General features: G+C 68.7%; 28 protein-coding genes, 1 tRNA gene and 1 pseudogene. 12 read left to right on the forward strand and 18 right to left on the reverse strand.

Annotation, left to right across the window (positions count from 1 at the left end; genetic code table 11):
• The 3 genes from QN152_11030 to QN152_11040 all read left to right on the forward strand — a co-directional run.
• On the forward strand, window positions 1-337 hold a 337-nt coding region (locus QN152_11030), incomplete at its 5' end, for a hypothetical protein (GenBank protein ID MDR7540043.1).
• 324 nt (window positions 338-661) lie between these two features.
• On the forward strand, window positions 662-955 hold the full coding sequence (locus QN152_11035; GenBank protein ID MDR7540044.1) for a GYD domain-containing protein: 294 nt from the start codon (window positions 662-664) through the stop codon (window positions 953-955).
• A gap of 249 nt (window positions 956-1,204) precedes the next feature.
• Window positions 1,205-1,741 (forward strand): hypothetical protein, encoded by a 537-nt coding sequence (locus QN152_11040; GenBank protein MDR7540045.1) that lies wholly within the window; start codon window positions 1,205-1,207, stop codon window positions 1,739-1,741.
• 1,072 nt (window positions 1,742-2,813) lie between these two features.
• Here QN152_11040 and QN152_11045 read toward each other — a convergent pair.
• Window positions 2,814-2,889: transfer RNA gene (locus tag QN152_11045), tRNA-Lys, on the reverse strand.
• 188 nt (window positions 2,890-3,077) lie between these two features.
• Here QN152_11045 and QN152_11050 point away from each other — a divergent pair.
• Complete coding sequence (locus QN152_11050; protein MDR7540046.1) at window positions 3,078-3,851, forward strand: enoyl-ACP reductase; 774 nt, start codon at window positions 3,078-3,080, stop codon at window positions 3,849-3,851.
• Here QN152_11050 and QN152_11055 read toward each other — a convergent pair.
• Window positions 3,848-4,765 carry a CPBP family intramembrane glutamic endopeptidase gene (locus tag QN152_11055; protein ID MDR7540047.1) on the reverse strand — a complete coding sequence of 306 codons (918 nt, stop codon included), beginning with the start codon at window positions 4,763-4,765 and terminating at the stop codon, window positions 3,848-3,850. The two genes, QN152_11050 and QN152_11055, sit on opposite strands and share 4 nt — an antisense overlap.
• A gap of 76 nt (window positions 4,766-4,841) precedes the next feature.
• On the opposite strand from QN152_11055, the gene dnaX reads away from it, so the two are divergent.
• The 6 genes from dnaX (at window position 4,842) to QN152_11085 (ending at window position 10,595) form a co-directional block, all read left to right on the forward strand.
• Complete coding sequence (gene dnaX, locus QN152_11060) at window positions 4,842-6,548, forward strand: DNA polymerase III subunit gamma/tau (GenBank protein ID MDR7540048.1); 1,707 nt, start codon at window positions 4,842-4,844, stop codon at window positions 6,546-6,548.
• A 54-nt stretch (window positions 6,549-6,602) separates the two neighbouring features.
• On the forward strand, window positions 6,603-6,899 hold the full coding sequence (locus QN152_11065) for a YbaB/EbfC family nucleoid-associated protein (GenBank protein ID MDR7540049.1): 297 nt from the start codon (window positions 6,603-6,605) through the stop codon (window positions 6,897-6,899).
• Between the two features lie 9 nt (window positions 6,900-6,908).
• The gene (gene recR, locus QN152_11070) at window positions 6,909-7,502 is read left to right on the forward strand and encodes a recombination mediator RecR (protein MDR7540050.1); all 594 of its coding nucleotides are present in this window, start codon (window positions 6,909-6,911) and stop codon (window positions 7,500-7,502) included.
• A 117-nt stretch (window positions 7,503-7,619) separates the two neighbouring features.
• Entirely contained in the window at window positions 7,620-7,964 is a 345-nt protein-coding gene (locus QN152_11075) for a metalloregulator ArsR/SmtB family transcription factor (protein MDR7540051.1), read from the forward strand.
• The gene (locus tag QN152_11080; GenBank protein MDR7540052.1) at window positions 7,964-10,090 is read left to right on the forward strand and encodes a cation-translocating P-type ATPase; all 2,127 of its coding nucleotides are present in this window, start codon (window positions 7,964-7,966) and stop codon (window positions 10,088-10,090) included. The genes QN152_11075 and QN152_11080 overlap by 1 nt, the downstream gene beginning before the upstream one ends.
• Before the next feature lie 34 nt (window positions 10,091-10,124).
• Window positions 10,125-10,595: a ribonuclease H-like YkuK family protein gene (locus QN152_11085; GenBank protein MDR7540053.1), complete on the forward strand. Its 471-nt coding sequence runs from the start codon at window positions 10,125-10,127 to the stop codon at window positions 10,593-10,595.
• A gap of 64 nt (window positions 10,596-10,659) precedes the next feature.
• Here the strand turns inward: QN152_11085 and serS are convergent, their stop codons facing one another.
• From serS to QN152_11100, 3 genes are all read right to left on the reverse strand, one after another.
• Window positions 10,660-11,940: a serine--tRNA ligase gene (gene serS / locus QN152_11090; protein ID MDR7540054.1), complete on the reverse strand. Its 1,281-nt coding sequence runs from the start codon at window positions 11,938-11,940 to the stop codon at window positions 10,660-10,662.
• A 380-nt stretch (window positions 11,941-12,320) separates the two neighbouring features.
• Window positions 12,321-13,340, reverse strand: a complete 1,020-nt coding sequence (locus tag QN152_11095) for a DUF1646 family protein (GenBank protein ID MDR7540055.1) — start codon at window positions 13,338-13,340, stop codon at window positions 12,321-12,323.
• Window positions 13,340-13,798, reverse strand: a complete 459-nt coding sequence (locus QN152_11100) for an archease (GenBank protein ID MDR7540056.1) — start codon at window positions 13,796-13,798, stop codon at window positions 13,340-13,342. The genes QN152_11095 and QN152_11100 overlap by 1 nt, the downstream gene beginning before the upstream one ends.
• Before the next feature lie 104 nt (window positions 13,799-13,902).
• Between QN152_11100 and selD the strand changes: the two genes are divergently transcribed.
• Complete coding sequence (gene selD / locus QN152_11105; GenBank protein MDR7540057.1) at window positions 13,903-14,958, forward strand: selenide, water dikinase SelD; 1,056 nt, start codon at window positions 13,903-13,905, stop codon at window positions 14,956-14,958.
• A 77-nt stretch (window positions 14,959-15,035) separates the two neighbouring features.
• Here the strand turns inward: selD and QN152_11110 are convergent, their stop codons facing one another.
• The 5 genes and pseudogenes from QN152_11110 to QN152_11130 form a co-directional block, all read right to left on the reverse strand.
• Window positions 15,036-15,389, reverse strand: coding sequence for an aspartyl protease family protein (locus QN152_11110; GenBank protein ID MDR7540058.1), 354 nt, complete (start codon window positions 15,387-15,389; stop codon window positions 15,036-15,038).
• A gap of 93 nt (window positions 15,390-15,482) precedes the next feature.
• A pseudogene (locus QN152_11115) lies at window positions 15,483-15,941 on the reverse strand (DCC1-like thiol-disulfide oxidoreductase family protein).
• The gene (locus tag QN152_11120) at window positions 15,842-16,672 is read right to left on the reverse strand and encodes a DNA glycosylase (GenBank protein ID MDR7540059.1); all 831 of its coding nucleotides are present in this window, start codon (window positions 16,670-16,672) and stop codon (window positions 15,842-15,844) included. Before QN152_11120 ends, QN152_11115 begins: the two are co-directional and overlap by 100 nt.
• A gap of 73 nt (window positions 16,673-16,745) precedes the next feature.
• Entirely contained in the window at window positions 16,746-17,339 is a 594-nt protein-coding gene (locus tag QN152_11125; protein MDR7540060.1) for a hypothetical protein, read from the reverse strand.
• A gap of 16 nt (window positions 17,340-17,355) precedes the next feature.
• Window positions 17,356-18,600 carry a cation:proton antiporter gene (locus QN152_11130; GenBank protein ID MDR7540061.1) on the reverse strand — a complete coding sequence of 415 codons (1,245 nt, stop codon included), beginning with the start codon at window positions 18,598-18,600 and terminating at the stop codon, window positions 17,356-17,358.
• Between the two features lie 259 nt (window positions 18,601-18,859).
• Here QN152_11130 and QN152_11135 point away from each other — a divergent pair, with 259 nt between their 5' ends.
• Window positions 18,860-19,861 (forward strand): TerC family protein, encoded by a 1,002-nt coding sequence (locus QN152_11135; protein MDR7540062.1) that lies wholly within the window; start codon window positions 18,860-18,862, stop codon window positions 19,859-19,861.
• 24 nt (window positions 19,862-19,885) lie between these two features.
• On the opposite strand, the gene trpA is transcribed toward QN152_11135, so the two are convergent.
• The 8 genes from trpA to QN152_11175 all read right to left on the reverse strand — a co-directional run.
• Entirely contained in the window at window positions 19,886-20,677 is a 792-nt protein-coding gene (trpA, locus tag QN152_11140) for a tryptophan synthase subunit alpha (protein ID MDR7540063.1), read from the reverse strand.
• Entirely contained in the window at window positions 20,661-21,866 is a 1,206-nt protein-coding gene (gene trpB, locus QN152_11145; GenBank protein ID MDR7540064.1) for a tryptophan synthase subunit beta, read from the reverse strand. Before trpB ends, trpA begins: the two co-directional genes overlap by 17 nt.
• Entirely contained in the window at window positions 21,863-22,510 is a 648-nt protein-coding gene (locus tag QN152_11150; protein MDR7540065.1) for a phosphoribosylanthranilate isomerase, read from the reverse strand. The genes trpB and QN152_11150 overlap by 4 nt, the downstream gene beginning before the upstream one ends.
• On the reverse strand, window positions 22,507-23,532 hold the full coding sequence (gene trpS, locus QN152_11155) for a tryptophan--tRNA ligase (protein MDR7540066.1): 1,026 nt from the start codon (window positions 23,530-23,532) through the stop codon (window positions 22,507-22,509). The genes QN152_11150 and trpS overlap by 4 nt, the downstream gene beginning before the upstream one ends.
• A complete protein-coding gene (gene trpC, locus QN152_11160; GenBank protein ID MDR7540067.1) occupies window positions 23,504-24,322 on the reverse strand; it encodes an indole-3-glycerol phosphate synthase TrpC in 819 nt (272 codons plus the stop codon). The genes trpS and trpC overlap by 29 nt, the downstream gene beginning before the upstream one ends.
• Window positions 24,319-25,347, reverse strand: coding sequence for an anthranilate phosphoribosyltransferase (gene trpD / locus QN152_11165; protein MDR7540068.1), 1,029 nt, complete (start codon window positions 25,345-25,347; stop codon window positions 24,319-24,321). Before trpD ends, trpC begins: the two co-directional genes overlap by 4 nt.
• Window positions 25,340-26,017, reverse strand: coding sequence for an aminodeoxychorismate/anthranilate synthase component II (locus QN152_11170; GenBank protein ID MDR7540069.1), 678 nt, complete (start codon window positions 26,015-26,017; stop codon window positions 25,340-25,342). The genes trpD and QN152_11170 overlap by 8 nt, the downstream gene beginning before the upstream one ends.
• The coding region (locus QN152_11175; GenBank protein ID MDR7540070.1) for an anthranilate synthase component I family protein at window positions 26,014-26,518 on the reverse strand (505 nt) is incomplete at its 5' end. The genes QN152_11170 and QN152_11175, both read right to left, overlap by 4 nt.

The raw sequence follows: 26,518 nt of genomic DNA on the forward strand, positions 1-26,518 counted from the left end.
TAATATGAGCATCTGCAACTACGGAGACCCCACATTACCGCTAGTCGCCGGTCGTCCACTCCCAGTCTTGACGGTAAGCGTTTTTGTAGGAAGCGATGTACAGTACTATGCTGGTGCCGCGGCGCAGGCGCGGGATCTCTTTGAGACAGGCAGGAAAAACGCCGCATCGGTGCAGCCGGTGAGCGGTCTCGGAGACGATGCCTATTGGGACAAAATCCTGAACACTCTCAGAGTGCTCAGGGGAAAATATGAGGTCGAGGTCGAAATCAAATCTGACGCCGGAGGTCTCGATGCGGCCAGGGGGCTCGCTGCAAAAGTGCTCTCGAGACTACCATAGGTCGTCAAGCTGATCGGACGAGCACCACCGCGATGCTTGGCCCGTTGGGCGAGGTGGTCTTACCAGCTGTCAGCTTGTGCGCGTCCCGGGTGATCGATGTCGTTGCCAGCTAACCAAGGCGTGCAGCCGACTTGCCTGCAGCGTCTGCTGCGCTCCCGCTTCCAGCAGCAGCTGACGCCCGACGTTGGGCGGCTGAGTCTTGGCCCGGCGACATCTCTTGAATCCAAGCCAGCACGAGAGATTCTCTCGAGCAGAGCATAATAGTTCGCGGGCAGAGTGACGGCGCACTGGTTGCATGAAGAAGAGAGGAAAGGAGGTAAGACCATGTCAACCTACGTTATCCTGATGAACCTGACCGAGCAGGGCATCAAGGACATCAAGGGGGCCCCGGAGCGGATCAGGAATGCAGCCAAGGACCTCGAAGCAGCTGGGGGCAAACTACTTGCCTTCTACACCGTTATGGGCCCCTACGACTACGTTGCGATTGCGGAAGGGCCCAGTGACGAGGTTGCCCTGGCGCAGTTGCTGGCCTTGGGCATGGCTGGCTACGTCAGGACGACAACCTTGAAGGCTTTCACGGTAGAGCAGTTCGCAGAGATTCTGAAGATGCTCCCGTAGCTCTATCGTTGGAGACCGTCAGCAACGGAAATCAGCAAGAACAAATGCCAGTGCGCCGTCACAGCAATGGCACCCCGCTCAGATGCGTTTCTCCGCCGCCAGCACCAGGTTTGCTGAAGAAGGGCCTTTCTACGTCTCTGCCGCCCAACACGCGCTTGCAGCCGACGCCGCTCCGCTGCGCTTCGCGGCGCGGCCGAAGCACAAACTGTTAGGCAGCAAACGACGATGCTGGGGACATTCTGTGATCGAGTGCGCGCCAACCTGGAGAACCTCAAATTGATTCCGCTCCTTCACCCAAGACTCGCCCTAGTAGGCGTCGCTTCCGAGATCGAGAACTCTTACAGGGAGGGTGTCGAGTTCGGGGCCAGGAAGTGGGCTCAGGACTGGGCGACTGCCTTCAACCCTCCTCCGTTTCCGGAAACGTCTGCAGTCAGAGCTCACCTCCGCGATAAGAAGTACTCCAAGGGGCTGGCGCCAGAACTCGCGCGCTTTGTTGGCGACCTCTTCGAGCAAGACGGAGCGTATCGCCACACCAGGGCTAAGGTCTCGACGGAAGATGCCAACCGTGCGATCGATCTTGCGATCCGATTGCTCGAGGCGCATCGCGAAATCTTCTATCCCAAACTGCAAAACTGTGATCAGCATAGTGCCAAACTCCCCTGGTACTTTGCACACGTCCTTGAGGCGACGCCTGGCGCAGAGGTCATTGTCCACTGCTCGGAGGGGCCGAGGTGGTTTATTCTTACAACCTTCCGGCTCCGGATGAGTCTTCAGAAGTCCGTGTGAAGCGTGCGCGCTCGGGGCATGAAGCGCTTCTCTCTGAACTTAGGGAGCTCCTGGACTTTCGACTTATTGAGGGGATTTCGACCAGCGTCGAGTACCGTGCGCAGCGCAAGGTTCTGGAGCAATTGCTGAAGCGCGTCCGTGAGCACGGTTGACGCAGGGCACCAAGCGCTGTGTGGCCTAACAGGGGCTTGCTGCTATCGCGCGCGCCGGATAACGTAGCGTGCGGGGGCGCCCGCCATCTGCATGGGGGTGGCCGGCACGCCGCAGCAGAAGCCCAATCCGTTGGACGCCTGAACGCCATTAAGGGAAAAAGCCGTGAAGAGACACAAGATTCTCTACCTGGATGAAGGGCGGCAAGCTGTGCTTTCTGGATCCGCAAGGAGCAGCGACGGGGAAGGGTCGCTATCTTTGGTCGAGGTGCTCAACAATCTTGCCACGGCGGATTGGCAGAACGCACTGCCGGTTTACGGCCCTGTAACGCTGCCTGGCGTCGCTGGATATGGGCCCACGCCTTCATTGTCGTGAACGCTGATTACGACAACTCAAAGGAGCACCGGAGGCGAGCGTGGCACACCTCGACAGGCTGATCTCGGATGCAGAGGGCCGCCTTCAACGCATCTCCGGCGAAACCGATCGTCGCTTACTAGAGATGCGGATACGAGAGCTCCGGCGCATCTGCTCGGGATCGCTGGCGTAACCGCGCAACTCCCGAACAAAAAGAACGCGACAGACCGCGAAGGCTGCTCGATCATACGGGGTGGCCGGCAGTCGTCGCGTATCTTGCTGCTTTTCCCCGCGCCTCAGCCTTTGAAGGGTAACCGGTCGCAGACCGGGGCGGTGGAGACGCTGGCCGAGGCGTCTGCTCCACGCGAAGGCCGCGCGCCAGCAGCGCTGGCGAACCTCACCAGGGCGGCAGCGGCAACGGTCCAGTACGCGCAGGAGCCCGGACCCGGCAAAGAGGCAGGGAAATCAGGAGAAACTTAAACCCCGGGTGAGCGCACCGGGCTTGACGGCCCTACTCACCCGGCGTTCCCACCACAGGAACTCAGTCCTGCGGCGTCCTTTCCAAGTCTGGAGGGCCTGGAGGGACTCGAACCCCCGACGCCCGGGTTAAAAGCCCGGCGCTCTGCCCGCTGAGCTACAGGCCCCACCGCAACCGGATGCATTCTATCGGAGGGCAGAAAAGGCCGCAAGCGAGCCACGATGCCCCCTGCCGTCGGCCCCGGGGCAGCGAGGGGCGGTTGTTCGAACGGGCCGGATTCCACCCGCACCGTGTCGAATACTATCTATATGGGAGGTTAGCCTCGTGCTGCTGGCAGGGAAACGCGCCCTGATCATGGGCGTGGCCAACAAGCGCAGTATTGCCTGGGGAATCGCTACCGCCTTCCACCGGGAGGGGGCGGAGCTGGCCTTCACTTACCAGAACGACCGCCTGAAGGAGAACCTGGACGAGCTACTGGACGGCCTGGGCGGCCGCGAGCGGTTCCTCACGCTTCCCTGCGACGTGCAGTCGGACGAGCAGCTGACCGCGGCGTTCGACGCTCTGGCGCAGCGGTGGGAGCGGCTGGACGCGCTGGCCCACTGCATCGCCTTTGCCGGCCGCGAGGAGCTGACCCGCCCGTTCCACGAGATCAGCCGCGGAGGGTACGCGCTGGCTCTGGACGTGAGCGCCTACTCCCTTATCGCCGTGGCCCGGCACGCCGCCCGGCTGATGACCAGTGGCGGCAGCATCCTCACCCTCACCTACAACGCCGTGGAGCGCGTCGTCCCCGGCTACAGCGTCATGGCGGTGGCGAAGGCGGCGCTGGAGACGGAGGTGCGCTACCTGGCCGCGCAACTGGGGCCGCAGCAGATCCGCGTCAACGCCATCTCCGCCGGGCCCCTGAAGACTTTGGCCGGCAGCGCGGTGAAGGGCATCTCCCGGCTGCGCGACCTGACCGAGGAGGTGGCTCCGCTGCGGCGCAACATCACCCAGGAGGATGTGGGGGACGTGGCCGTCTTCCTGGCCAGCGACCTGGCCCGGGCGGTCACCGGCAATATCATCTTCGTAGACAGCGGCTTCCACATCATGGGCGTGCCCGTCACGGGCGACCGGGAGCAGAACAGCTAGATCTCCCAGCCGTAGATGCGGGCCAGGACGGAAACCACGTTGTTCACGGCATGCACGGCGATGGGCGGCAGGAGGCTTCCCGCCCGCTCATAGAGGAGGGCCAGAACCAGCCCCAGCACGGCGATGGGCAGGAAGTGCACCACCTGCCGGTGGACGACCCCGAAGAAAAGAGTACTCCCTACGACCGCCCATCCCCGGCCGAACCGGTTCCGCAGGCCGCCGTAGACGACGCCGCGGAAGTAGACCTCCTCCCCCACAGGCACCACCACCCCCAGGAGGGTCAGCAGCCACGCCGTCGCCGCTGGGCCTTCCGCCGCCTCCAGCACGCGGTTCAGGGGGTCCATGCGCCGCTCGCGCTCCGCCTGCCGCAGGGCCGCCTCCTGGCCCCGCACCAGGGCGTAGGCCTCCACCCCCGCCCGCTCCGCCACAGCGCTTGCCGGCACCATCAGGCTACCGGCGATCAGGCCGGCGGCCAGCAGGGGGCCCCAGTGGCGCGCGGTCAGCCCGAGGCGCGCCAGGGGCAGATGATAGCGGACGGCAATGCCCAGAACACTGAGGAGGACGAAACCGGCATTCTGTACCAGGATCACCGCCGAGACCGCCCCTAACGTCAGGGCGTCCTGGCGCAGCCCGGCCAGCCCGGCGGCCAGGGGAAGGGTCAGGCCAAAGAAGATGGCGATCCCGATGATCTCGGCGGGACCCCACAGCCCTGACCGATCGGGAGCCCGGCTGCCCAGCAGGTACATGGGCAGGAAGATGGGCAGCGTGGCCGGGATCGCCACCCCCAGCGCCCAGAAGACGACCTCCCACGCCGGGCGGTGCGCCAGGCGGGCGCGTCCGTCCAGCAGGACCCACAGGGCGGCAAGGGCGGCAGCGGCGTAGTAGACGAGGAGGAGGGAGGGTACACCGGGCATGCCTCCACAGGTTTCTGGCAGGCCGCGTCGGTCTCCTGTCGAAATAGTCAGAGAGTGTCTTCCCCGAGGTGACGCGGTGTCCCACATCTCCGTCTACCGCCGCTGGCGGCCGCAGACCTTTGAGGAGGTCATCGGCCAGGAACGCATCACCCGCACGCTGCAGAACGCTATCCAGGCGGGGCGAGTGACCCACGCCTACCTCTTCGCCGGCCACCGCGGCACGGGCAAGACCACGGTGGCGCGCATCCTGGCCAAGGCGCTGAACTGCGTCCAGGGCCCCACGCCCCACCCCGACAACACCTGCCCATCCTGCCAGGCCATCAACCAGGGCAGCAGCCTGGACGTCATCGAGATCGACGGGGCCAGCCACACCCAGGTGGACCACATCCGGGAGCTGAAGGAGAAGATCGTCCTGGCGCCGGCGGAGAGCCGGTACAAGGTCTACATCATCGACGAGGTGCACATGCTCTCCACCAGCGCCTTCAATGCCCTGCTGAAGACGCTGGAGGAGCCACCGCCGCACGCCGTCTTCGTCCTGGTGACCACCGAGCCGCACAAGATCCCGGCCACGGTGGCCTCCCGCTGCCAGCGCTTCGACTTCCGCCGCGTCCCCCTGGCGGAGATCGAAGCCCGGTTGCGCCGCATCGCCCAGGCCGAAGGCTTTGCCATCGACGACCGGGCGCTGCGGCATATCGCCCGCCTGGCCGATGGCTCGGTGCGCGATGCCGAGTCGGTGCTGGACCAGCTCGGCGCCTACAAGGACGAAAGGATCACCACCGAAGACATCCTGAGCATCCTGGGCGCTCCCGCCGAGGAGACGCTCTTCGCCCTGGCGGACGCCCTGCTGCGCCGCGACCCGGTGGAGGTGCTGCGCACCGTCTCCGGCCTGCTGGACGAGGGAAAGGAGAGCCGGCAGATCATGCGCACGCTGCTGGAGCACTTCCGCGACCTGCTCATCGCCAAGGTGGCCCAGGATCCTGCGGGTGTGCTGGATACCACCCCGGAGCGCCTGGCCGCGCTGCGCCAGCAGGCCGCCGGCGCCGAGGTGGCCGACCTGCTGAGGGCGGCCAAGATCCTCAGCGACGCCGACGTGGAGGCGCGGGCACACTCCCAGCCGCGTCTGTTGCTGGAGATCGCCCTGATCCGCCTGGCCCGCCCCGAGATGGACCCCACGCTGGAGGGCCTGCAGGCCCGGATCCATGCCCTGGAGAGCGGCGAGAGACCTCCGCGCGCACCGACACCCCCCGGGACATCGCCTCCCCGCGATCTCCCACCCCCCAGCGCACCTCCCCGACGCGCACCAGCTCCTGCCCGCCGTGCACCGGCTCCTCCCGGCCCCGCGCCCTCCCGCGACTCCCCGCCGAAAGCGGCACAGGAGGCGGCTCCCCCGGCCCTCACCCTGCAGGACGTGCGCAACCGCTGGGCTCGCGTGCTCGAAGAGGTCAAGCGCCTGAAGATGTTCTGCCACGCCCTGCTCATCGAAGGCGTCCCTCTGGAGGTGCGCGGAGGGACCCTGGTGGTCGGCCTGCGCAGCGGGTACAACTTCCACGTGGAGAGCCTGCACAGGCCGGAGAACCGTCTGGTCGTGGAGCAGGCGCTGGAGCGCGTCTTCGGCCGGCGGCTGGCCCTCCACTGCCAGGTACGGGAGGAGGCGGCCGCCCCGTCGGTGGACGGAGCGTCCTCTGCGGCGCCCGCCGGGGATCTCGACCCGCTGGTGGCGCGGGCGGTGGAGCTGTTCGGCGGAGAGGTGGTGGAGGTCCGGCCGCTGTCCGACGGCGGCTAGCCGCAGGTGCCGGGTGCGGTCGGAGGAGGAACTTCCGTGCGCGACGTGAGCAAGATGTTCAAACAGGTGCAGAAGCTGCAGGCGGAGATGGCCCGCGTGCAGGCGGAGCTGGCCGAGACCCGCGTCGAGGCCACCGCCGGGGGCGGCGCCGTCAGCGCCGTGGCCAACGGGCACGGCGAGCTGCTGTCCCTGACCATCTCCCCGGCGGCGGTCGACCTGGCCGACCTGGAGCTGCTCCAGGACCTGGTCATCGCCGCCGTCAACGAGGTGCAGCGCAAGGCCCGCGCCCTGGCAGAGGAGCGGATGAAGGCGGTCACGGGAGGGCTGCACCTGCCCGGGGTCACCCTGTAGCCGACACCCATGTACGCCGCCCCTGTTGCCCGGCTGATCGAGGCCCTGACCAAGCTGCCCAGTATCGGGCCAAAGACCGCGCAGCGTCTGGCTTACCACATCCTGCGCATGGCCCCGCAGGACGCGGAGGGGCTGGCCCAGGCCATCCTGGAGGCGCGGGCGCAGACCCGCTACTGCAGCATCTGCTGGAACCTCACCGACGTCGATCCCTGCGCCATCTGCAGCAACCCCCAGCGCACCCCCAGCATCATCTGCGTGGTGGAGGACCCGCGGGACGTGGTGGCCATGGAGCGGACGCGGGAGGTCAGGGGAAGGTACCACGTGCTGCATGGGGCCATCTCCCCGCTGGACGGCGTGGGCCCGGACGACCTGAAGATCGCCGAGCTCCTGGACCGGGTGCGCCGGGAGCAGGTGCAGGAGGTCATCGTCGCCACCAACCCGCGGGCGGAGGGCGAGGCCACGGCCCTCTACCTGGCCAAGGTGCTCAAGCCCCTGGGCGTCAAGGTGACCCGTATTGCCCACGGCGTACCCGTAGGTGCCGACCTGGAGTACGCCGACGAGGTGACCCTGGCCAAGGCCCTGGAGGGGCGGCGCGAGATCTAACAGGGCCATCTCAAAGAACGTCCGGGTAGGCCAGGCGCTCTGGCCTCATCGGGCGGTCCCGGGGGGATTTTGATATAATTACCTCGTGATATTTTCTTTGTACTGCGGGGTCCGGCGATGCTGATCACCGCCCGGAGAAGTGGCATTGCTATCAAGGCCAAGCTCTTCCGCGGGCTGGCCGATCCGTCGCGCCTCTCCATCATGGAAGCCCTCCGTCGTGGCCCGCTGACTGTCGGCGAGATCGCCGCCGCTACCGGCCTTAGCCAGCCTAATACATCCAACCACCTGGCCTGCCTGCGCGACTGTGGCCTGGCGGTCAGCGAGCAACGGGGGCGGCATGTCCACTATCGGTTGAGCGATGCACGCGTGGAGGCGCTTCTCCGGCTGGCCGACGAGCTGCTGGCCGACGTGGCCAGAGGCATCTACGAGTGCACCAGGTTCGAGGTACCTCCGTCCCGGTGATGCGCGGCGCACATACCGTCGAGATCCCCATCAAGGGCATGGACTGCGCCGACTGCGCCGGACATGTCCGGAGGGTGATTGCCAGCCTGCCCGGGGTCCATTCCGTGGACGTCTCCCTGGCCGGGGAGAAAGCCGTCGTACGGTTTGACCCGAGCCGCGCGGATCTCCCGATGATCGCGCGGGCGGTTGAGGGGGCCGGATACGCCGTGGGTGCACCCGTGGCCACCACTTCCCATCGGTCCGCCTCTGTTCAGGAGCGGTTCCACCGGCCGGTCCTCCTGCTGCTGGGGACCGTCTTCGGCGTCGTCCTCTTCGTGGTTGTGGTCGGTGAGTGGCTGGGCCTCCTGGAAGCTCTCACCCGCCGCATCCCCCTGCCTCTGGGCGCAGCGGCAGTCCTGGCCGCCGGTTTCCCGGTCTTCCGCAACGTCGCCCGCGCGGCGTGGCGACGCCAGGTAACTTCGCACACCCTGATGACCGTGGGTGCGCTGGCTGCGCTGGCCGTGGGGGAATGGGCCAGCGCAGCCGTGGTGGTCTTCTTCATGCGGGTCGGCGACTACGTGGAGCGTTTCACCACCGAGCGGGCGCGCCGGGCCCTGCGCACCCTGGCCGCCATGGCCCCGCAGCGGGCCCGCGTGGAGCGGGGCGGGGTAGAAGTGGAGATCCCCGTGGAGCAGGTCCGGCCCGGGGACACCGTGATCGTACGGCCCGGGGAACAGATCCCGGTGGACGGCGAGGTGGTGGGCGGGCAGGCCACAGTGGACCAGGCTTCCATCACCGGTGAGTCCATGCCGGTGGAGGCGGGACCGGGCACGCGGGTCTTCGCCGCGACCACGGCTCGGCTGGGCAGCCTTCGCGTGCGCGCCACCCACGTGGGCCGTGATACGACGTTCGGACGGGTGGTCACACTGGCAGAGCAGGCCGACCTGCACCGCGGCCGGGTACAGCGCGTTGCCGACCGCTTCGCTGGCTACTACCTCCCCGTCGTAACCGGCATCGCCGCGCTCACCCTGGTGCTACGCCGTGACCCGCTGGCCGCAGCCGCTGTCCTGGTGGTCGCCTGCTCCTGCTCATTCGCCCTGGCCACGCCCATCGCCGTGCTGGCCTCCATCGGCGCCGCGGCCCGCCGCGGCCTGCTGATCAAGGGGGGAAGGTACCTGGAAGCCCTGGCCCGCGCCGACGTGTTACTGATCGACAAGACCGGCACGCTGACCCTGGGCCGCCCTCGGATCACCGACGTCGTGCCGCTGAACGGGGCCACGCCGGAGGAGTTGCTCTCCCTGGCCGCCTCCGCCGAGCGCTACTCAGAGCATCCGCTGGCGGAGGCGGTACGCTCGGCGGCCCGTGACCGTCGCCTTCCGCTCGCATACCCCGAGGAGTTCATCGCCATCCCCGGGCAGGGGGTGCAGGCGCGCGTCGACGGCCACGCCGTGGCAGTGGGCAGCAGGCGACTTGTCCCCCCAGAGGGAGCGGATGGGCCCGAGCAGACCGGCGCCGCTCTGGAGGCCGCGGGTAAGACGGTGCTCTACGTGACTCGCGACGGGGAGCTGGTCGGCCTGCTGGCCGCCGCGGACACCCTCCGGCCCGAAGTCCCATCCGCGCTGGCTGCAGTGCGCCGGCTGGGTGTGCAGCAGATTGAGCTGCTCACGGGGGACACCGAGCAGACCGCGGCTGCGCTGGCCCGGGAGCTGGACATCCCCTACCGCGCCCGCCTCCTCCCCGAGGACAAGATCACCGCGGTTCGTGCCTACCAGGCAGGGGGGTACACCGTAGTCATGGTGGGCGATGGGGTGAACGACGCGCCGGCGCTGGCCGCGGCGGATGTGGGGATCGCCATGGGGGTGGCCGGCACAGACGTGGCCATGGAGGCGGCGCACGCGGCCCTGCTGCGCGAGGACTGGACGCTCGTTCCCGAGTTGTTCCAGATCGCCCGGCGGACCATGGGTGTGGTGCGGACCAACATCGCCTTCACCGCGGCCTACAATCTGGCCGGACTGACCCTGGCCGCCCTGGGCATCCTCCCCCTCATCCTGGCCGCAGCCGCGCAGTCGCTGCCCGACCTGGGCATTCTGGGCAACTCGGCGCGGTTGCTGCGGCCAGCGCGACGCGCGGTTATTGCCGCGGACTGAGCGGGGCACTATACTGGCCTGCGGGACGATGCTGATGGAGTTCCACAGCCCGACACACGGGAAACTGAGCTTCCAGGAGATGTTCCGCCGCCTGGTGGGCTACATCGAGGAGGACCCCGAGCAGCAGTATCACCTGATCATCGGGACCGACTCGGTGCTTGGGGAGGAGACCACCTTCGTGACCGCCGTCGTCGTCCACCGCGTCGGGCACGGGGGGCGCTACTTCTACCGCAAGCAGCGCAACCGTAAGATGGGAAGCCTGCGGCAGCGGATCCTCTACGAGACCTCCCTCAGCCTGGAGACGGCCAGCAGGATAGCCGGAGAGCTGGCCCGCAACGGCCACTCTCAGCTCCCGGTAGAGATCCACCTGGACGTGGGTGAGCGGGGCGAGACCCGCACCATCATCCGTGAAGTCATCGGCATGGTCACCGGCTCGGGGTTCGCCGCCGTGACCAAGCCCGACGCCTACGGCGCCAGCAAGGTCGCGGACAAGCACAGCAAGTAGCTGCCGGCTACATGACCGGCGCACGAGCTGGGGCGCGGGCGCCTTCCCTTCGGCCCCGACGGGCTCAGCGTGGGGCTGGGGGGCGGAGGACCTCCCGTCCGCCCATGTATGGCACCAGGACCCGGGGGATGCGCACGCTGCCGTCCTTTTGCTGGTAATTTTCCAGCACGGCGATCAGGGCCCGGCTGGTGGCAACGGCCGTCCCGTTCAGCGTGTGCACGAACTGCGTCCGGCCGCGCCCCATGCGGAAGCGCACCCGCAACCGCCGCGCCTGGAAGTCGGTGGTGTTGCTGCAGGAGGTGACTTCGCCGTACTCGCCGCGTCCCGGCATCCACGCTTCGATGTCGTAGGTCTTGGCTGAGGCCAGCCCCAGGTCGCCGGTGCACAGGAGTACCACACGGTAGGGGATCTCCAGCGCCTGCAGGATCGCTTCCTCGATGGACAGGAGGAACTCATGCTCCTCCCAGGAGCGGTCGGGATGGCAATATGAGAACATCTCCACCTTGTCGAACTGGTGCACCCGGAAGAGGCCGCGGATCTCCCGGCCGTAGGATCCGGCCTCGCGGCGGAAGCACCAGGAGAGGCCGGCCAGGCGGATGGGCAGGCGCTCCCCCTCCAGCACCTCGTCCATGTAGTAGCCAGCCAGGCTGTGCTCGGAGGTCCCGATCAGCGCCAGGTCGTCCGATGGGATGTAGTAGGTCTGCAGCGGGTCCAGCTGGGGCCCGCCCCAGGCCCCGGTAATCACCTCAGGCCTGACCAGCACGGGGGTGATGACCGGGAGAAAGCCGCGCGCCAGCAGCACGTCCAGCGCGTAGCGCATCAAGGCCATCTCCAGCAAGACTCCGTCGCCAACCAGGTAGTAGAAGCGCGAGCCGGCCACCTTGGCCCCCCGCTCCAGGTCCAGGATGCCCAGGCGCGTGCCGATCTCCACGTGGTCCCGCGGCGGGAAGTGAAACGTTGTCGGCTCGCCCCAGGTGCGCACCGTGACGTTGCCCGAGGGACCCGGGCCCACGGGCACGCTGGGGTGAGGCAGGTTGGGCAGCAGGCGCAGCAGCGGGTCCAGCTCCTCCTCCACCTGGCGCAGGGCCGCCTCCAGGGCGTCAAGCCGCTCGGACAGCTCCCGCGCCGCGGCGATGCGAGCCTGCTGCGCGTCACTATCCAGCCGGGCGATCTCCGCAGACGCCCGCTTGTGCTCCGCCCGCAGGGCCTCGATCTCCTGGAGCTGCGCCCGCCGCTGCCGGTCCACTTCCAGGATGCGGTCCACCAGCGAGGCGTCCCCGCCCCGGGCGCGCAGCGCCCCTCGGACGACCTCCGGCTGCTGACGGATCACCTTGAGCTCGAGCATGCCTCCCTCCCTGAAAACCAAAATCCCGCCTCTGCTGCAGAGACGGGATCCTCCCGCGGTGCCACTCTGATTCCGCCCCGTGGCCCGGCACCGTCCAACGGCGCGCCGTACGGAACGGCTCTTCCTGCGCGATCTCGGGCGCCCCCGGGGGAGCTTCGCCGCGCTGGCTCGCCCCCGGCTCAGGAGTCGGAAGCTCCTCCGGCCTCCGTCCCATCGCCCGGAGGCTCGCTGCGTGGAGGAAGCAGAACTCCGTCCTTGCCGTTTAGGTCCATGGTATCGGAGGCCACCCGTGAAATCAAGCGTCCGCGTTGCCTCAGAATAAATCTAAGCCAGGCCGGGGCCCTTGCCTCATAATTAGCCGGGCACTGTCTCCTGCTGCGTCAGAGGAGAAACAACGCGGCAAAATACGCCAGCAGGAGGACCAGCCCCAACGGGATTCCCCACCGCGCCCAGGCGCGGCTGCGGATCTTCAGTTTGTTCGCGGCGATGATGTTGGGGATGTTGCCGGGGATGAGCATGCCGCCGCTGATCAGCAGGCCCATCAGCACGGCCCGCACCTGCAGCGGCGACATCTGCGGGCTCACCTCCGCCGCGGTGAGGGTGGCGTTGTCCAGAATGGCCGAGACCATGTTGATCCAGTACAGCAAGCGAGCGTCGAGGCGGATGACGAACCGGTCGATGAGCGGCTTGAACCCCTCTCCCAGCAGTGTCAGCGCCATCACGAAGAAGAAAACCCGCAGCGCCCTGCCCGCGACGGTCCGGTAGGTCTCGGTCCCGGCCTCCTCCGAGAGACTCGGCCCCCTGTAGCGAAGCGGCAGGAGCGCGGCGGCGGCGCCCAACACGACGATCCCCGGGATCACCCACAGCCCGAGCAACCTCATCAAGAACCAGAAGTCCTCCCCAAGCTTGGCGGTGGCGATCGTGGAGAGCGGCTCGCCGATCGGAGTGAGTGCCGCCCCCAGACCGATGACCATGCAGGCCAGGACCACCAGACGCGTCTCATCATCCTCTCGAAACTGCATTGCCCCGATCAACTCGACCAGAACCAGGGAGGCGATGATCACCGTGATCACGCTGCTGATCAACCCCAGCGCCGTGACCAGGATGGCCACGACCAGGCGCATCGGCATCACCGTACGCAGGCGGATGAGCAGGTCAGCGATGGAACCGCGCAGCCAGTGGAAGACCAGCCCGGAGACGAAGACGGCAAGCGTGATGGGGATCGGGTCAGTGAGCGCAGCGCGGACGAGGTGCCCGTCCAGGGCCTGGGCCGCCAGCGCGGCGGTAAGGCCCATCATGAACAGAAACGCCTCGAGGTTCTGCTCCACCAGGTGGGAGACCAGCGGGAGGATCAGGACGACCAGCAGGATGAGGAAGTCGATGACGATGACGACGTCCACTATACGTCGAAGAGGACGCGCGCCGACCAGCCGTCCCCGCGCTCCAGGCGCAGGCCGTGGTAGGTGGCCGCCTTGACGTCCAGCCGGAACCGGTGCCGCTGCGGGTCGACGGGCTCTCCGGCCAGCCGGGCCTGCACCCGCGTCGACGTCACCTCCTCCACCAGGAACTCCCTGGGGAGGAACTCATCGGCGTTGAGGACCACCAACAGGTCGTTCAGCCACGCCACCAGTAGCCCTTCCAGATCGTCGGCTGCGACCACCCGCGGCCGGCACTCGCGCACCTGCACCGTGGCCGGGTCGACGATGAAGTGGAACATGCCGCGGGCGGCGTTGGCGAAGAGCTCAGGGAGGTCGCGGCCGTAGGCCACAATGCCCGCCTCCGCAGGGTGGTCGAACACCTCGAAGGGCACACTGGACGCGGTCATGGGCAGGATGCCGGAGCCATGACGGTGGGACACCGGAGCCATCATAGCAGCAGGCGCTGGGGCGTCATAGCAGGAGGCGCCGGCCCGGTGCTACAATGAGCCCCGCCGCGCCTGGCATCGGGGAGAGGAGGTCGCGGATGGAAGACCAGCGGGAGCGCATCCGGCTCACCGCCATGGTCGCCTGCGCGGGCTGAGCGTCCAAACTCGGCCCCGCCGACCTGGCGCAGGTCCTGCGCTCTGTGCCACAACCCAGTGACCCCAACCTGCTCCTGGGCCTTTCTGCGCGCGACGACGCCGCGGTCTACCGGCTCAGCGACGACCTGGCCCTGGTGCAGACCGTGGACGTCTTCACCCCGGTGGTGGACGACCCGTACCACTACGGGGCCATCTCCGTGGCCAACGCCCTCTCCGACATCTACGCCATGGGGGCCCGCCCCCTGCTGGCCCTGAACATCGCCGGGTTCCCCCGGAGCAAGTTGCCGCTGGAGGTCCTCAGCGAGATCCTCCGCGGCGGGGCGGATAAGGCAGCGGAGGCCGGTGTCCTCATCGTGGGCGGCCACACCATCGACGACCCAGAGCCCAAATACGGCCTGGCGGTGACCGGCACCGTGCACCCGGAGAAGATCGTTACCAAAGCCGGCGGGCGTCCCGGGGACAAGCTACTGCTGACAAAGCCCCTGGGCCTGGGGGTCATCACCACGGGAATCAAGCAGGGAAAGACCCCGTCCCAGGTCGCCGCGGAAGCGATCCGCGTGATGGAGACCCTCAACCGCGCCGCCTCCGAGGCCATGGTTGAGGTGGGGGTGCACGCCTGCACCGATGTCACCGGCTACGGTCTGCTGGGGCACCTTCACGAGGTGACGGTCTCCAGCGGCCTGGCCGCCCGCGTCCGCGCCGGCGCCGTCCCCATCCTGGCGCAGGCCCACGCCCTCGCTCGGGCGGGGGCCATCGCCGGGGGCACTGCCCGTAACTTTGAGTTCCTGCAGGACAAGGTCGCCTATGAGGAAGGCGTGGACGAGGAAACCCGCCTCCTGCTGGCCGACGCCCAGACCTCCGGCGGGCTGCTCATGGCCGTCCCCCCCCACCGGGTCGACGCCCTGGAAGCGGCCCTGCGGCAGCGGGACGTCACTCCCATCGCCCGCATCGGCGAGCTGCTCGCCGGACCAGCCGGCCGGATCATGGTGAGCCCGTAAGAGAACCCGCCATCACGCCAACGACACACCCGCAGGGGGGCGGGCTTCCAGTTCTGGCAGCTGCGCTCCTCCAGGAGTCAGGCCAGCATCATCCGCATCGGCTGAAGCTCTCTGGTGAAGGGGTTGAGGACCAGGCCCAGGATCTCCAGCGTGACCGCACCCAGGAGCGCTACATCCCCCGGTTCGCCCAGGATGACAGGGGTATGCCCTTCGCCCTGCGGCAGGATGATGTAGCACTCCGAAACGTCACGCTCCACCGGGGTGCCATCGGCCAGCGAGAAGGTGACGCGTCTCCGTGGCACCAGCCCGAGCTGGCGCCAGACATCCTGGGGAAGCAAAGTGTACGTGGCGCCGCTGTCAACCAGGAAGCGGACAGTCACCTCTTTAGAATCACCGCCCCGGACTGTCCCGTCAATAAAGGTCAGGCCCATAAGGCTCCCCACCTGGACTTCAGCAGGCGAGACGTGAATGCTCTGCTTGCATGATAACACCCGACTCCCCGGAACCAGCACGGCACGCCGGCCGGCCAGGGCATCGTAGAGTCTCTGGCCCACCAGCAGCCGCCCCACCACCAGGACGGGGAGGAGCGGCCACAGCAGGGGCAAGCGCACCGCGATCTGCACCATGACGTCCGCCCCTTCCCGAATGCGCCCCCGCGCGTCGATGCCCAGGACCCGCCGCTCGGCCCGGGCCCGGTCCACCCGGTAGCGCTCCAGAACGCCGGGATGGCGAAAGGAGACGAACTGCACCAGGGAGAGCAGGTCCAGCCTGCTTAGGCGCCGCACGCTGCGGGTGCACAGCGAGCACCAGCCGTCGTAGAGGACGGTGAGCTGCGCCGCGCGGCGCAGGCGGCCGGGAAGGCTGCGGAGTGCACCCACGGCAGCTAGACGGCGCTGCTCCGGCCGAGGATGCCCATGCGGGCGGCCACGAAGAGGTGCTGGTTGGCATAGCCGGCCAGGGGGCCGAAGCGGTCGCGGGCCCACTGCCGGATCTCGCGCGGTATGGCCGGGCGACCCAGGATGGCCTCCACCGCGCGCTGCACCCAGACGTCGACGGGAAAGGCCTCGCCGTGGCCCAGGGCGAACAGCAGCACGCACTCCGCCACCTTCTCTCCAACGCCGGGCAGGGCCAGCAGGACTTTCCGCGCCTGCGGGTAGGGCTGCACCCGCAGCGCTTCCAGGTCTACCCGGCCCTCGGTCACCGCCCGCGCCACTGCCCGGACGTACGGCGCCCGGTAGCCCAGCAGGCACGCCCGCAGCGCTGGCAGGGAGGCATCGGCCAGCCGCTTGGGCGTTGGGAAGGCAAACCGGCCGTCCGCCAGCGGCCGGCCGAAGCGGCGGGAGAGCCGCTCCACGGTCAGGCGTATCTTGGGGATGTTGTTGAAGGCGGACACCACGTAGGAGACCAGGCACTCCCAGGGGTCCTGCCGCATGATGGCGATGCCGCTGGTGTGCTCCAGCGCCCGGCGCAGCACGGGGTCCTTGGACAGCGCCCGCTCCACGGAGCGCAACGGCGCATCCACCGCCAGGTGACGCATCAGCGCCTCCAGCTCCCCCGGGTCCCCACCGCTAACGCGCAGCGCGGGGCCCTCCTGCCGCACCGTCCACACCCGCCCGCGGAAGATGCCCGTGGCCACCCCGTCGCGCACCGTCCAGCGGAACACCTGCCCGCACTGGAGCGTCCGCTGCAGGCTGTAGGGGGGACGCACCCGCACGATTACACCTGCCGGTTTCGCGTCGGGTGGAACCTGTCGTCCGACGCGGGCAGCGGAGGGAAGCGACCCTGTCTCAGAGCGAAAATGGGTCCGCAGCATCGAGGATGCGCCGTGACCAGCTCTCCAGCCGGGGGCGGGCCGCCACCACCTCGGCGGCCGTGGCCAGGCGACCGTGCAGGCGGTCCTCCTCCCGCACCCGCACCGCCGCATCATCTGTCTCCACCACGTAGACCACGCCGAAGTGGACCCGGCTCACCGCCGTATCCTCCTCATTGAGCACACCCACCGGCCGTGCCCGCCACCCACCGGCGATGACCAGCTCCTCGTGCAGCTCGCGTGCCAGCCCGGCGCCCAGCAGGTCCGGCGCGCCGGCCGCGTCCGTCGAGGCAATGTGCCCTCCCACGCCGATGGAGTAGAGGCCGCGCAGCCGGCGCTCCCCACCCCGGACGGACCGCTGAAACAAAAAGATCCGGTCCCGGTGGCGGATGATCAGGTAGGGGATGATCTGCTTCAGCGAGGGATCCCCTTCGACATCCCTGCGCCAGCGGAACTCTCCGTGGCGGTGTATGCGTTCCATGTACGTGTCCACCCCGCCGACGAGAAAACCGTCCAGGCCTCCGGCCGGGAGCAGTCGGGTCCGCGGCACCACTAGGATTAACTCGTCCATGCCCACGGGCAGATCCTCACCGGGAGTCGTCGGGATGGCCAAAGGCCGCTTCGATGGCCGCCTCCTCGGAGGGGGGCACCGCCGCAAAGACCGCCCGCAGCAGCGGCGGGGTGATCACCGTGGTGGCCAGCACCGTGATCACCATGATGGCAAAACCGCGATCCGCCAGCAGCCCGGTCTGCAGACCAATCGCGGCGATGATCAACCCGACCTCGCCGCGGCTGATCATGCCCACGCCGATCCGCAGGGCTTCCGGTCCCGTGAAGCCCGCCAGCCGCGCCCCCGCGCCGCACCCGATCACCTTCCCGGCCACCGCCGCCAGGATGATCAGGAGGGCCAGCGGGATGTCCTGCGCGGCCAGCGCACGGGCGTTGGTCTGTAGGCCAATGCTGACAAAGAAGATGGGTACGAGGAGGGCATAGGTGAACGCCTTCAGGCGGTGCTCCACCTCATGGCGGTACCCCCCCTGGGCGACGAGAACCCCCGCAAGATACGCCCCGGTGATTGCGGCCACACCTCCCAGCGCCTCCGCGCTCCAGGCATAGGCGAGCACGGCGACCAGAGTTGCCGCGAGCAGCCCTTCGCTCACCGGGGCCTGCGCCGCGCGACCGAGCACGCCTCGAAACACGCGCCCCAGCAGAATCGCCACGACGAAGAAAGCGGCCATCCGGAGCACCACGCCGCCCACATCCGCCACGCCGCCGCCCGCCAGGCTCACCGCGACGAACAGCGATAAGATCAGCAGAGCGATGACGTCGTCCACCACCGCGGCGCCAAGAAGCGTCGTCCCTTCTTTTGAATCAAGTTGCCCCAGTTCGATCAGCGTCTGCACGGTGATGCTGACGCTCGTGGCCGCAAGGACGATGCCCATGAACGCGCTCTTCTGCAATCCAAAGCCAAAGGGCAGCGCGACGGCCAGCCCCAAAAGCAGCGGGACCACCACCCCGGCCGCGCCCGCGGCTGCAGCCACGCGCCCCACCGCCCGCATCTGCTCAAGGTCGGTCTCCAGCCCCCCGATGAACATCAGCAGGACCACGCCCAGGTTGGCCAGGAGAAAGACGCCCGCGGCCATGCCCTCGCCGGCGAAGGGCTTCAGGTGCAAAAGGTCGAGCAGCGAGGGCCCCAGGACCACGCCGGCCAGCAGTTCTCCCAGAACCGCCGGCTGACCGAGGCGCAGGCTCAACCACCCTGCTCCCTTGGCTGCGGCCACGATCAGGGCCAGCAGCAGCAGAAAATTCAGGATCTGGTGATGCTCGGGCATGCGAGATCAGGGTTTGCCCAGAGAATTCGCCAAACCCTCGTCATCATCTTGCCCTACAGGCCCACGTCGTGTACACTCCGCGCGAAGGGGAGTAGCCTCGGGGGTGCACCCCGTGCTCGGGCCGTCAGCACGGTCGCCTGCGACCCGGCCCGGCTCTCGTGGCGCATAGCGGGGGCGAGACCTTCGCAGCCTGTCATCGTGGCGGCGGAGGCTCGCCCTTTTCTCTGTCCGGGCGAGCTCCGCGGGGAGGAAAGATCACATGCCGGCCAGTGTCGGGACCCCGCTGCTGTGGGGGACGTTCACCCTCTTCGTCCTGGGACTCCTTGCCCTCGACCTGGGAGTCTTCCACCGGAAGGCACACGCCATCGGCACGCGCGAGGCCCTGGGCTGGAGCCTCTTCTGGATCGCGCTGGCACTGCTCTTCAACGCCTGGGTGGCCCGGTCATTCGGGGCGCAGCGCGGGCTGGAGTTCCTCACCGGCTACCTGATCGAGAAGGCCCTCAGCGTCGACAACATCTTTGTCTTTCTGGTGATCTTCTCGTACTTCTCCGTACCCGCCGCCTACCAGTACCGTGTCCTCTTCTGGGGAATCCTGGGAGCCATCGTCTTTCGCCTCACCTTCATCCTGGCGGGTGCCGCGCTGCTGCAGGCCTTTCACTGGGTGGTCTACCTCTTCGGCAGCCTGCTCCTCTTCACCGCCGTGCGCATTGTCCGCGCCAGGGGCGAGGAGGTACACCCGGAGCGCAACCCGCTGCTGCGCCTGGTCCGCCGCTGCCTGCCCGTGGTCCCCACCTACCAGGGCGCGCGGTTCTTCGTCCGCGTGGGCGGCCGGATCATGGCCACGCCCCTGCTGCTGGTGCTGGTGGTGGTGGAGGCGACGGACATCGTCTTCGCCATCGACTCCATCCCAGCCATATTCGCCGTGACCACGGATCCCTTCATCGTCTACACCTCAAACGTCTTCGCCATCCTCGGCCTGCGCGCGCTCTTCCTCCTGCTGGCCGGCGTGCTCAACCGCTTCCGCTACCTGAAGGTGGGCCTGGGGCTGGTGCTGGCCTTTGTGGGGACCAAGATGCTCCTCGGCGACCTCTACGATATCCCCATCGGCGTCTCGCTGGCTGTGGTGGCGGCGCTGATCGGTGGCGCGGTGACGGCGTCGCTGCTGCGGCCTCCCGGCCGGCCGCCCCTCCCGGTCCACCTCCATGACGGCGCGCCGGTCTCCGCCCCCTTTGCCGATGGTGAATCCCCGACGCAGGTATAGCTAGCAAGCAGTCATGCAAGTATCTCAAGGGCGCCGAACCACTGTGGCCAGGGCAGCGCGGAGGCGTCCCAGGAGATCCGCCATGCCCTCCTCGGCGTCGGCCGCCCGCTCCACCAGGTCCACCAGCGCGCTGCCCACGATCACCCCGTCGGCCACCTGCCCGACGGCCTGGGCCTGCTCCGGCGTGGAGATGCCGAAGCCCACGCACACCGGGAGCGTGGTCCGGGCCTTCACCCGCCCCACCAGGCCCATGACCTCCGGGGGCACCTCCGGGCGCGCTCCGGTCACCCCGGTGAGGGAGACACAGTAGAGGAATCCCCGGCTGCGCTCGGCGGCCAGCACGACGCGGGCGTCCGAGGTGGTGGGCGCCACCAGGAAGACGGTGTCCAGGTCGGCGTCACGGGCGGGGGGAATCAGCCCGTCGGCCTCATCCACCGGAAGGTCGGGAACCACAAGCCCGTCTACGCCTGCCGCGCGAGCTTCGCCGCAGAACTGCTCCACCCCGAACTGCACCACGGGATTGAAGTAGGTGAGCAGGACCACAGGGATGTCGACGCCTCGGCGCAGGCCCCTCACCAGGTCCAGGACACCCTCCAGCGTCATCCCCGCAGCCAGCGCCCGCTGGCCGGCCCGCTGGATCGTGGGACCGTCGGCGATGGGGTCGGAGAAGGGGACGCCCACCTCGAGAATGTCAGCCGCCCTGGCGGCGGCGCGCAGCAGCCGCGCGCTGCGCGCCGGGTCCGGATCACCGGCCATCAGGAATGCGACCAGGGCCGGACGGTCCAGTCGGGCAAAGACTTCAGTGATCCGGCTCACCGCTCCTCTCCAGGGCGCGGGCCACCACCTCCACGTCCTTGTCCCCGCGCCCGGACAACCCCAGGACCACCACGGCCTCCCGCGGCAGGGTCGACACCAGCCGTGGGAGGTAGCCGATGGCGTGGGCCGGCTCCAGCGCCGGGAGGATGCCTTCAGTCCGCGCCAGCAGGCGGAATCCCTCCAGGGCCTCCTCATCCGTCACCGCCACATACTCCGCCCGCCCGCTCTCCTTGAGGCAGGCGTGCTCCGGTCCGACGGCCGGGTAGTCCAGGCCGGCCGAGATGGAATGGGTGGGGCGCACCTGCCCGTACGAGTCCTGCAGCAGGTAGGTGAGCGCCCCGTGCAGCACCCCGGGCCGGCCGGCGGTCAGGGTGGCGGCGTGCCGCCCGCTCTCCAGGCCATGGCCGCCGGCCTCCACCCCGACCAGCCGCACCGGGTCATCGCGGAAGGCGTGGAAGAGCCCGATGGCGTTGGAACCTCCGCCCACACAGGCCACCGCCACATCGGGGAGACGTCCCTCAGCCTCCAGCACCTGCGCCCGCGCCTCTTTCCCGATCACCGACTGGAGGTCGCGGACGATGGTGGGGTAGGGGTGGGGGCCGACCACCGACCCGATGACATAGAAGGTCGTGTGCACGTTGGTCACCCAGTCGCGCAGCGCCTCGTTGATGGCATCCTTGAGGGTGCGGCTCCCCGAGTCCACCGGCACCACCTCCGCGCCCAGAAGACGCATGCGCACCACGTTGAGGTGCTGCCGCGCCATATCCTCTGTGCCCATGTAGACCACGCACTGCAGCCCCAGCAACGCCGCCGCCGTGGCTGTGGCCACACCGTGCTGGCCGGCGCCGGTCTCGGCGATGATCCGGTTCTTGCCCATGGCCTGTGCCAGCAGGGCCTGTCCTAAGGCATTGGTGATCTTGTGCGCGCCGGTGTGCAGGAGGTCCTCGCGCTTCAGGTAGATGCGGAGGGCACCCAGCGCCCGGGAGAGGCGGGCGGCGAAGAACAGGGGGGTGGGCCGCCCGGCGTAGGTCCGCAGGTACTGGCGGTACCGCTCCCCGAAGGTGCCGTCCCGGCGCAGGCGAGCGTAGGCCCCCTCCAGCTCCTCCAGGGCCGGGATCACCGTCTCCGGAACGAACCGCCCGCCGAACGCGCCGAAGTAGCCGCGCCGCCCGGCAGCCGCTCCCCTCACCGCAACGCCATCCGGCATTCCCACCGCCGCACCGCCTCGATGAAAGCCCGGATTTTCTCCGGGTCCTTGCGCCCGTCCGTCTCCACGCCGCTGCTGACATCCACCGCGTAGGGGCGGACAACTTCCAGCGCCTCGGCCACATTCTCCGGGGTGAGCCCGCCGGAGAGGACCACAGGCACGCGCTCGCTCAACCCGCGCGCCAGGGACCAGTCGAACGGCCTCCCCGTGCCCCCGGCTGCGCCCGTCACGCACGTGTCCAGCAGCACGGCCGAAGCCCCCCGGTAGCGCTCCAGCGCCTCCGTATCCAGCCGGTGGCCCACCCGCACCGCCTTCACCACCCGCAGGCCCTGGGCGCGCAGCGCCGCCACCTCTTGCGGTGTCTCCTCCCCATGAAGTTGCACCGCGTCCAGGGGGATGCCGTGGGCCACGGTCAGTACCTCCTCCACCGGCGCGTCCACGAAGACCCCCACCGCGGCCACGAAAGGCGGCAGAACGGCGGCGATCTGCTCCGCCTGCGCTACCGTCACCCTGCGCCGGCTCTCCGCGAACACCAGTCCCACCGCATCTGCGCCCGCCGCGGCCGCTGCCCGCGCCACCTCGGGACTGGTCACCCCGCAGATCTTGACCCTGACGCGCGGCCTCACCTGCGGATGCCCGCCCCCACCGCCTTGGCGAAGTAGTCCATGTGCATGTGCGCCTTCATCAGCTCCAGGGTGCGGGCCGCCTCCTCCCGCGCGCGGCGGCACCCTTCCGCCAGGATATCGTCCACGATCTGCGGGCGGGTGCTGTACTGCCGCCGCCGCTCCCGGATGGGCTCGAGGAAGGCGTTGAGGGCGCGGGCCAGGCGCTGCTTCACCTCCACGTCCCCCACCGCGCCCCTGCGGTAGCGCTCCTTCAGCTCGGCCACCTCCTCTTTGTCCGCGTTAAAGGCGTCGTGGTAGACGAAGACCGGATTCCCCTCCACATGTCCGGGGTCGGTGGGGTGAATGCGCCTGGGGTCGGTGTACATGCGCATCACCTTCTGTGTTACCTCCCGCTCGTCGTCGGAGAGGAAGATGGCGTTGCCCAGCGACTTGCTCATCTTCGCCTTCCCGTCGATCCCTGGGAGGGTGGGGACGTCTCCGATGAGCGTCTGGGGCTCAGGGAAGAGCGGACCGAACAGCTCGTTGAAGCGCCGCGCGATCTCCCGGGTCAGCTCCAGGTGCGATGCCTGGTCTTTGCCCACAGGGACGATCTCCGCCCGCACGCTGAGGATGTCCGCCGCCTGGAGGATGGGGTAGGCCAGCAACCCCACCGACGGCTGGGCGATGTGCAGGTCGCGCATGACCTCCTTCAGCGTGGGCACCCGCTGTGCCCGCGGAACCGTCACCAGCATGGAGAAGATCAGGGCGATCTCCGGGATCTGTGGCACCCGCGACTGGAGGAAGATCGTGGCCTTCTGCGGGTCTATACCCACGCTGAGATAGTCCAGGACGATGTCGCGGATGTTCTGTTCCACCTCTTCCAGGCCCTCCAGGCGCGTGGTCAGCAAGTGGTAGTCCGCCAGGAAGAAGTAGCACTCGTACTGGTCCTGCAGGCGCACCCGGTTGGCCAGGGTGCCCACGTAGTGACCCAGGTGCAGCCTGCCGGTGGGACGGTCACCGGTGAGGAGTCGACTGTGCTTCACGCTCGTTCCCTCCATTCAGCAGGGCCCGCACCGCGGCGGCGGGCCGCTCGCTCCGCATCAACGCTGTCCCCACCAGCACCCCGTCAGCGTAGGGACGCAGACGAGCCACATCCGCCGCGGTGTGGATGCCGCTCTCGCTGACCACCAGCACGTCCCGCGGGAGGCGAGCCCGCACGCGGGCGGTGGTCTCCAGGTCGACGGCAAAGGTCCGCAGGTCCCGGTTGTTTATGCCGATCAGGCCTGCCCCCGCCCGCAGCGCCGCCTCAGCCTCCTCCTCGCTGTGCACCTCCACCAGCGCCGCCATCCCCAGGTCGGTGCACAGCTCCACCAGCCCCGCCAGTGAGGGGGCCTCCAGCAGAGCCGCGATCAACAGCAGGGCGTCGGCACCCAGGGCCCGAGACTCGTAGACCTGGTAGGGCTCCAGCACGAAGTCCTTGCGCAGCACGGGGACCGGCACCGCGGCCCGCACCGCAACCAGATCCTCCACGCGTCCACCGAAGAAGCGCCCGTCCGTGAGCACGGAGATGGCCCGTGCCCCGCCAGCCACGTACTCCCGGGCCAGGGCGGCCACATCCACCTGGGAGCGCAGGACGCCGGATGCCGGTGAGCGGCGTTTGATCTCGGCGATCAGCGCCAGGTCGCCAACGCGCAGCACGCCGGCGAAGTCCCGCGGCGGAGGCGCCCGGCGGGCCTGTTCTCGCACCGTGGCCGGGGAGACCATGGCTGCAGCCACGGCCACCTCCAGGCGCTTGTGCGCCGCGATCTGCTCCAGCAGCGACACCGTCCTCATCCCTCCGCCAGGCGGGTGCGCAGGCGCAACCCTTCCAGACGCTCGTAGGCCGCGCCGGAGTCGATGGCCCGGGCGGCCAGCACCATGCCCTCTCGCAGGTCCCCGGCCAGGTCGGCGACCAGCAGCGCCGCGGCCGCGTTGAGCAGGACGATCTCCCGTGCCGGCCCGGGCTCGCCGCGCAGTACGGCCTCCGTGATCCGCGCGTTCTCCTCCGGCGCGCCGCCCGCCAGAGCCTGGGCCGGAGGCGGCGTAAGACCCAGCTCTCCTGGCTCCACCACGTACGTGCGCACACTTCCGTCCGCGACCTCACAGACTTGGGTCGGTCCCAGGGTGGAAAGCTCGTCCATCCCGTCGCCGTGCACCACCAGGGCGCGCCGCGCACCCAGCTCGGCCAGGACCCGGGCCATGAGCTCGGTCAGCGCCGGATCGTAGGTGCCCACCAGGTAGCGTCGCGCGCCGGCGGGGTTGGTCAACGGGCCCAGGATGTTGAAGACCGTGCGGATGCCGATCTCCCGACGGGGACCCGCGGCGTGCCGCATCGCCGGGTGGTAGAGCGGGGCAAAGAGAAATCCGATGCCGATGTCCTCGATGCACGCGGCCACGACCCGGGCATCCACCTGGATGTTCACGCCCAGGGCCTCCAGCACGTCCGCCGCCCCTGAGCGACGGCTCACCGCGCGGTTGCCGTGCTTGGCCACGTAGGCACCGGCTCCCGCCACCACGAACGCGGTGGTGGTGGAGACGTTAAAGGTGCTCACCTGATCGCCGCCGGTGCCAACCACATCCACCAGCTCATCCACCCGGGGACGGATCCGCTGCGCCCGCTCGCGCATGGCCCGGGCACAACCGGCAATCTCCTCCACCGTCTCTCCCTTCATCCGCAGGGCGGTGACGAAGGCGGCGATCTGGGCGGGCGTGGCTTCTCCATCCATGATCACGCCCAGCGCGGCGTGAGCCTCCGCCTCGCTGAGGTCCTCCCCGGCGACGACGCGGCGGATGGCCTCCCGCAGGTCCACGCTATCCACCTCCCGCTCCCGGCGCCACGGAGCGACGGGCCACAGGGGCGTCCCGGGCTCCACCCCCCAGCCCGGCCAGACGGAGGAAGTTGGCCAGGAGCTGCCGCCCGTGCGGCGTAAGGACCGACTCCGGGTGAAACTGCACCCCCTCCACGGGATAGTTCCGGTGCCGCAGGCCCATCACCGTACCGTCCTCCAGGGAGGCGCTAACCTCCAGGACCTCGGGGAGGGAGGCGCGCTCCACGATCAGGGAGTGGTATCGCGTGGCCTGGAAGGGGCTGGGGATGTCCTGAAAGATGGTGCGGCCGTCGTGGAAGATAGAGGACACCTTGCCGTGCACCGGCGCCGCGCCGCGGCACACCACCCCACCATAGGCTGCACCGATGCACTGGTGTCCCAGGCAGACGCCGAGGATGGGCACCCGCGGACCGAGACGGCGGATGATCTCCAGGCCCACTCCCGCCTGCGCAGGCGTCCCCGGCCCCGGGGAGATGACCACTGCCGCGGGAGCCAGCGCCTCCAGCGTGCCGACATCCACCGCGTCGTTGCGGAACACCAGCACGTCGAATCCCGGGCGTCCCCGGTCATCCCCGGCCTCCTCGGCCAGGGCACCCAGGTACTGCACCAGGTTGTAGGTGAAGGAGTCGTAGTTGTCGATCACCACCACGCTGGCCATCATGTCGCCCCTCCGCCTTCCCGGTACCGCCGCCCCGCCAACTCCAGCGCCCGCAGCAGCGCCTTGGCCTTGTTCACCGTCTCTACGTACTCGCGCTCCGGAACCGAGTCGGCCACGATCCCGGCGCCCGCCTGGAGGTAGGCACGGCCCCCGGCAAGGACGATGGTGCGGATGGTGATGCAGGTGTCCATGGTCCCGGAGAAGCCCATGTAGCCCACCGCTCCGGCATAGGGCCCCCGTGCCACCGGCTCCAGCTCGTCGATGATCTCCATGGCCCGCACCTTGGGCGCCCCGGTCACCGTACCGGCGGGGAAGCAGGCCCGCAGCACATCCACCGCATCGCAGCCAGGCCGCAGACGGCCGCGCACGTCGCTGACCAGGTGCATGACGTGGGAGAAACGCTCCACGGCCATCAGCGTATCCACCTGCACGCTGCCGTAGCGGCACACCCGACCCAGGTCGTTGCGCCCCAGGTCCACCAGCATCACGTGCTCCGCGCGCTCC

The organism is Armatimonadota bacterium, assembly GCA_031459715.1.
In the GTDB taxonomy this organism is placed as follows: domain Bacteria; phylum Sysuimicrobiota; class Sysuimicrobiia; order Sysuimicrobiales; family Humicultoraceae; genus Humicultor; species Humicultor tengchongensis.

Excerpts from the sequence above, each read along its gene's own strand:
- QN152_11035 (MDR7540044.1), top strand. The coding sequence starts at position 662 with ATGTCAACCTACGTTATCCTGATGAACCTGACCGAGCAGGGCATCAAG.
- QN152_11050 (MDR7540046.1), top strand. The coding sequence starts at position 3,078 with ATGGGCGTGGCCAACAAGCGCAGTATTGCCTGGGGAATCGCTACCGCC.
- QN152_11055 (MDR7540047.1), bottom strand. The coding sequence starts at position 4,765 with ATGCCCGGTGTACCCTCCCTCCTCCTCGTCTACTACGCCGCTGCCGCC.
- QN152_11065 (MDR7540049.1), top strand. The coding sequence starts at position 6,603 with ATGTTCAAACAGGTGCAGAAGCTGCAGGCGGAGATGGCCCGCGTGCAG.
- recR (MDR7540050.1), top strand. The coding sequence starts at position 6,909 with ATGTACGCCGCCCCTGTTGCCCGGCTGATCGAGGCCCTGACCAAGCTG.
- QN152_11075 (MDR7540051.1), top strand. The coding sequence starts at position 7,620 with ATGCTGATCACCGCCCGGAGAAGTGGCATTGCTATCAAGGCCAAGCTC.
- QN152_11080 (MDR7540052.1), top strand. The coding sequence starts at position 7,964 with ATGCGCGGCGCACATACCGTCGAGATCCCCATCAAGGGCATGGACTGC.
- QN152_11085 (MDR7540053.1), top strand. The coding sequence starts at position 10,125 with ATGGAGTTCCACAGCCCGACACACGGGAAACTGAGCTTCCAGGAGATG.
- serS (MDR7540054.1), bottom strand. The coding sequence starts at position 11,940 with ATGCTCGAGCTCAAGGTGATCCGTCAGCAGCCGGAGGTCGTCCGAGGG.
- QN152_11110 (MDR7540058.1), bottom strand. The coding sequence starts at position 15,389 with ATGGGCCTGACCTTTATTGACGGGACAGTCCGGGGCGGTGATTCTAAA.
- QN152_11125 (MDR7540060.1), bottom strand. The coding sequence starts at position 17,339 with ATGGACGAGTTAATCCTAGTGGTGCCGCGGACCCGACTGCTCCCGGCC.
- QN152_11130 (MDR7540061.1), bottom strand. The coding sequence starts at position 18,600 with ATGCCCGAGCATCACCAGATCCTGAATTTTCTGCTGCTGCTGGCCCTG.
- QN152_11135 (MDR7540062.1), top strand. The coding sequence starts at position 18,860 with ATGCCGGCCAGTGTCGGGACCCCGCTGCTGTGGGGGACGTTCACCCTC.
- trpC (MDR7540067.1), bottom strand. The coding sequence starts at position 24,322 with ATGAGGACGGTGTCGCTGCTGGAGCAGATCGCGGCGCACAAGCGCCTG.
- QN152_11170 (MDR7540069.1), bottom strand. The coding sequence starts at position 26,017 with ATGATGGCCAGCGTGGTGGTGATCGACAACTACGACTCCTTCACCTAC.